Below are 5,379 nucleotides of genomic sequence, written 5' to 3'. Positions count from 1 at the left end.
GCTCATTGACAAGTGAATATTGGAAGGGATGCGTGGGCGGCGGCCTGTGAGGGTTAGCTGTCCGTTCTAAACGCATCTGATGCTTACGATTGTGTTTGGACTGCCTGGGTGAGAGCTTGGGTGGTTTGGATACGATGAATGCTTTGTTTGTGTAGGGACGGGCTCTGTAGTTGGGATGTCTTTTAAGGATGTCTCGATGAACTTGAGAGTTTGATCCTGGCTCAGAACGAACGCTGGCGGCATGCCTAACACATGCAAGTCGAACGATCTCTTCGGAGATAGTGGCGGACGGGTGAGTAACGCGTGGGAACCTGCCCCGAGGTACGGAATAACTCATGGAAACGTGAGCTAATACCGTATGTGACCTGAGGGTGAAAGATTTATCGCCTTGGGAGGGGCCCGCGTCGGATTAGGTAGTTGGTGAGGTAACGGCTCACCAAGCCTGCGATCCGTAGCTGGTCTGAGAGGATGATCAGCCACACTGGAACTTAGACACGGTCCAGACTCCTACGGGAGGCAGCAGTGGGGAATATTGGACAATGGGGGCAACCCTGATCCAGCAATGCCGCGTGCGTGATGAAGGCCTTAGGGTTGTAAAGCGCTTTCGGCGGGGAAGATGATGACGGTACCCGCAGAAGAAGCCCCGGCTAACTCCGTGCCAGCAGCCGCGGTAATACGGAGGGGGCTAGCGTTGTTCGGAATTACTGGGCGTAAAGGGCGCGTAGGCGGCGATTTAAGTTAGGCGTGAAAGCCCCGGGCTCAACCTGGGAACTGCGCTTGATACTGGATTGCTTGAGGACGGGAGAGGGTAGTGGAATTCCCAGTGTAGAGGTGAAATTCGTAGATATTGGGAAGAACACCAGTGGCGAAGGCGACTGCCTGGCCCGTTACTGACGCTGAGGCGCGAAAGCGTGGGGAGCAAACAGGATTAGATACCCTGGTAGTCCACGCCGTAAACGATGAGTGCTAGACGTTGGGGAACTTAGTTCTTCGGTGTCGCAGCTAACGCATTAAGCACTCCGCCTGGGGAGTACGGCCGCAAGGTTAAAACTCAAAGGAATTGACGGGGGCCCGCACAAGCGGTGGAGCATGTGGTTTAATTCGAAGCAACGCGCAGAACCTTACCAGCCCTTGACATGGGGAGTTTGGGTCTTGGAGACAGGATCCTTCAGTTCGGCTGGCTCCCGCACAGGTGCTGCATGGCTGTCGTCAGCTCGTGTCGTGAGATGTTGGGTTAAGTCCCGCAACGAGCGCAACCCCCATCTTTAGTTGCCATCAGTTCGGCTGGGCACTCTAGAGAAACTGCCGGTGACAAGCCGGAGGAAGGCGGGGATGACGTCAAGTCCTCATGGCCCTTATGGGCTGGGCTACACACGTGCTACAATGGCGGTGACAATGGGCAGCGAAGGGGCGACCCTGTGCTAATCCCAAAAAGCCGTCTCAGTTCGGATTGTACTCTGCAACTCGAGTGCATGAAGGTGGAATCGCTAGTAATCGCGGATCAGCATGCCGCGGTGAATACGTTCCCGGGCCTTGTACACACCGCCCGTCACACCATGGGAGTTGGTTTTACCCGAAGCCGGTGCGCTAACCGCAAGGAGGCAGCCGACCACGGTAAGGTCAGCGACTGGGGTGAAGTCGTAACAAGGTAGCCGTAGGGGAACCTGCGGCTGGATCACCTCCTTTCTAAGGAAGCTGTTGCATCGGTTCTCAACGCCCGATCGACGGCTTTACTAGACAACGACCAAGCGACCTTTTGCGGGTCGCCGTCCACGCATCCCTTCCACGAAGGCAGGCGCCGCCTGCGATTGCCCTTTGGGCGAGCGCGCGGTTGCCTAAAGGCTTTGGGCTGGTAGCTCAGTTGGTTAGAGCGCGCGCTTGATAAGCGTGAGGTCGCTGGTTCAAATCCAGCTCGGCCCACCACTTGTTGCGGCCCTTGTCGGCGGACGCCGCCGGGCGAGAGCGCTGGGGGCGTAGCTCAGTTGGGAGAGCGCTAGCTTTGCAAGCTTGAGGTCGTCGGTTCGATCCCGTCCGCCTCCACCATCTTCTTGTGTGGTGTATGAAGTCCTTCGTGGTTGATAGAGATCGCCGGGCGAGAGCCTGGCGTGACGGTTCGGCGTCAAGCCGGCCTGGTTGTTTGACATGGTGAATAGGTTCTGCAACGAGATCTGATCTCGTGACGGTTGGTGGCTCCGCGGCTGCCGACTGAGATCAGGTCTTGGAGTCTTTCTAAAAGTAACTCCACACGGGGGAGTTCGACTGGTCTTCGGGCCGGGCGTTGTCCCTGCGTGTGGCGCTGATCAAGCGTCTAAGGGCATCTGGTGGATGCCTTGGCACCAAGAGGCGATGAAGGACGTGGCACGCTGCGAAAAGCCGTGGGGAGGTGCGAGCAACCTTTGATCCACGGATGTCCGAATGGGGAAACCCGACCTTCGGGTCATCCTTGACTGAATCCATAGGTCAAGGAGGCGAACCCGGTGAACTGAAACATCTCAGTAGCCGGAGGAAAGGATATCAACCGAAACTCCGCTAGTAGTGGCGAGCGAACGCGGACTAGGCCAGTGGCCAGGAGAATCGAACCGGAACCGTCTGGAAAGTCGGGCCGTAGCGGGTGATAGCCCCGTACGGGTAAGAGGTTCTTCTGGTCCTCGAGTAAGGCGGGACACGTGAAATCCTGTCTGAACATGGGGGGACCACCCTCCAAGCCTAAGTACTCCTTGGTGACCGATAGTGAACCAGTACCGTGAGGGAAAGGTGAAAAGCACCCCGATGAGGGGAGTGAAATAGACCTGAAACCGGATGCCTACAAACAGTGGGAGCACCTATAAGGTGTGACCGCGTACCTTTTGTATAATGGGTCAGCGAGTTAGTCTGTGCAGCAAGCTTAAGCCGTTAGGTGTAGGCGTAGCGAAAGCGAGTCTGAATAGGGCGTCAGAGTTGCACGGATTAGACCCGAAACCGAGTGATCTAGCCATGGGCAGGCTGAAGGTGCGGTAACACGCTCTGGAGGGCCGAACCCACGTCTGTTGAAAAAGACGGGGATGACCTGTGGTTAGGGGTGAAAGGCCAATCAAACTCGGAAATAGCTGGTTCTCCGCGAAAGCTATTTAGGTAGCGCGTCGCATATTACCGCCGGGGGTAGAGCACTGGATGGGCTAGGGGGGCGCGAGCCTTACCAAACCTAACCAAACTCCGAATACCGGCGAGTAGAGTGCGGCAGACAGACGGCGGGTGCTAACGTCCGTCGTCAAGAGGGAAACAACCCAGACCACCATCTAAGGTCCCCAAGTCATGGCTAAGTGGGAAAGGATGTGGGAAGACCAAGACAGCCAGGAGGTTGGCTTAGAAGCAGCCATCCTTTAAAGAAAGCGTAATAGCTCACTGGTCTAGACAAGTCGTCCTGCGCCGAAAATGTAACGGGGCTAAAGCCATGCACCGAAGCTGTGGGATATCCGCAAGGGTATCGGTAGCGGAGCGTTCCGTAGGCCTGCGAAGGGAGAGGGGTGACCCCTCCTGGAGGTATCGGAAGTGAGAATGCTGACATGAGTAGCGACAAAGAGTGTGAGAAACACTCTCGCCGAAAGCCCAAGGGTTCCTGCGCAAGGTTAATCCGCGCAGGGTGAGCCGGCTCCTAAGACGAGGGCGACAGCCGTAGTCGATGGGAACGGGGTTAATATTCCCCGGCCTGCTAGAGGTGACGAAGGCCGATAGTTGTATCTCCTTATCGGATTGGGGGTGCAGCGTAGGACTTCCAGGAAATAGCCCTAGCATATAGACCGTACCCGAAACCGACACAGGTGGGCAGGTAGAGTATACCAAGGCGCTTGAGAGAATGATGTTGAAGGAACTCGGCAAATTACCCTCGTAACTTCGGGATAAGAGGGACCTCCCATCGGGCAACCGGTGGGTGGTGGCACAGACCAGGGGGTGGCGACTGTTTACTAAAAACACAGGGCTCTGCGAAGCCGCAAGGCGACGTATAGGGTCTGACGCCTGCCCGGTGCCGGAAGGTTAAAAGGAGGGGTGCAAGCTCCGAATTGAAGCCCCGGTAAACGGCGGCCGTAACTATAACGGTCCTAAGGTAGCGAAATTCCTTGTCGGGTAAGTTCCGACCTGCACGAATGGCGTAACGACTTCCCCGCTGTCTCCAACATCAACTCAGCGAAATTGAATTCCCCGTGAAGATGCGGGGTTCCCGCGGTCAGACGGAAAGACCCCGTGCACCTTTACTACAGCTTTGCAGTGGTATCAGGAGTTGGATGTGTAGGATAGGCGGGAGCCTTTGAAGCGTAGGCGCTAGCTTGCGTGGAGGCACCCTTGAAATACCGCCCTTCTGTCTTCTGATATCTAACCGCGGTCCGTTATCCGGATCCGGGACCCTGCATGGCGGGTAGTTTGACTGGGGCGGTCGCCTCCCAAAGAGTAACGGAGGCGCGCGATGGTGGGCTCAGGCTGGTCGGACATCAGCTGTCGAGTGCAATGGCATAAGCCCGCCTGACTGTGAGGCAGACATGCCGAACAGAGACGAAAGTCGGTCATAGTGATCCGGTGGTCCCACGTGGACGGGCCATCGCTCAACGGATAAAAGGTACGCCGGGGATAACAGGCTGATAACCCCCAAGAGTCCATATCGACGGGGTTGTTTGGCACCTCGATGTCGGCTCATCACATCCTGGGGCTGGAGCAGGTCCCAAGGGTTCGGCTGTTCGCCGATTAAAGTGGTACGTGAGCTGGGTTTAGAACGTCGTGAGACAGTTCGGTCCCTATCTGCCGTGGGTGTTCGAGACTTGAGAGGATCTGTCCCTAGTACGAGAGGACCGGGATGGACGTACCTCTGGTGTACCTGTTGTCGCGCCAGCGGCACCGCAGGGTAGCTATGTACGGACGGGATAACCGCTGAAAGCATCTAAGCGGGAAACCCACCTCAAAACCAGGTCTCGCTTGAGAGCCGTGATAGACCATCACGTCGATAGGCCGGAAGTATAAGTGCGGTAACGCATTCAGCTAACCGGTACTAATCGCTCGATCGGCTTGATCAGCCCACCACACGCAGCGGCAACGCCCGGCACAGCCGGCCTTGCCCCTGCCGAGTTACATAAAGAAAGACCTCATACGAAAAGCGTGCTTTGACGACCTGGTGGTTATGGCAAGGGGCAAACACCCGATCCCATCCCGAACTCGGCCGTGAAAACCCTTAGCGCCGATGGTACTCCGTCTCAAGACGTGGGAGAGTAGGTCGCTGCCAGGTCTTCAAAGCACGCCTCAAACACCGCAGAACCTCACCATGACACCTAGCGCCATACGGCGCCGCAACCACTCCACAGCACCCCCGCGGGGTGGAGCAGCCCGGTAGCTCGTCAGGCTCATAACCTGAAGGTC

Annotated in this window: 2 tRNA genes and 3 rRNA genes; all 5 read left to right on the top strand. The window is 56.9% G+C overall.

From position 1 onward, the window contains the following. Nucleotides 1–198 precede the first annotated feature (198 nt). The 5 genes from AUP43_RS06065 to rrf all read left to right on the top strand — a co-directional run bounded on the left by AUP43_RS06065 (nt 199) and on the right by rrf (nt 5,248). A 16S ribosomal RNA gene (locus tag AUP43_RS06065) occupies nt 199–1,686 on the top strand. A 160-nt stretch (nt 1,687–1,846) separates the two neighbouring features. Then, a tRNA-Ile gene (locus AUP43_RS06060) sits at nt 1,847–1,923 on the top strand. A 44-nt stretch (nt 1,924–1,967) separates the two neighbouring features. Further along, a tRNA-Ala gene (locus AUP43_RS06055) sits at nt 1,968–2,043 on the top strand. 255 nt (nt 2,044–2,298) lie between these two features. Continuing rightward, nucleotides 2,299–5,039: ribosomal RNA gene (locus AUP43_RS06050) — 23S ribosomal RNA — on the top strand. Nucleotides 5,040–5,133: 94 nt separating this feature from the next. After that, nucleotides 5,134–5,248, top strand: a 5S ribosomal RNA gene (gene rrf / locus AUP43_RS06045). The 16S, 23S and 5S rRNA genes sit together here with 2 tRNA genes alongside, the layout of an rRNA operon. Nucleotides 5,249–5,379 lie beyond the last annotated feature (131 nt).

It is taken from the genome of Oceanibaculum pacificum, assembly GCF_001618175.1.
Lineage (GTDB): Bacteria > Pseudomonadota > Alphaproteobacteria > Oceanibaculales > Oceanibaculaceae > Oceanibaculum > Oceanibaculum pacificum.
This window is presented reverse-complemented; position numbering and strand designations above follow the sequence as displayed.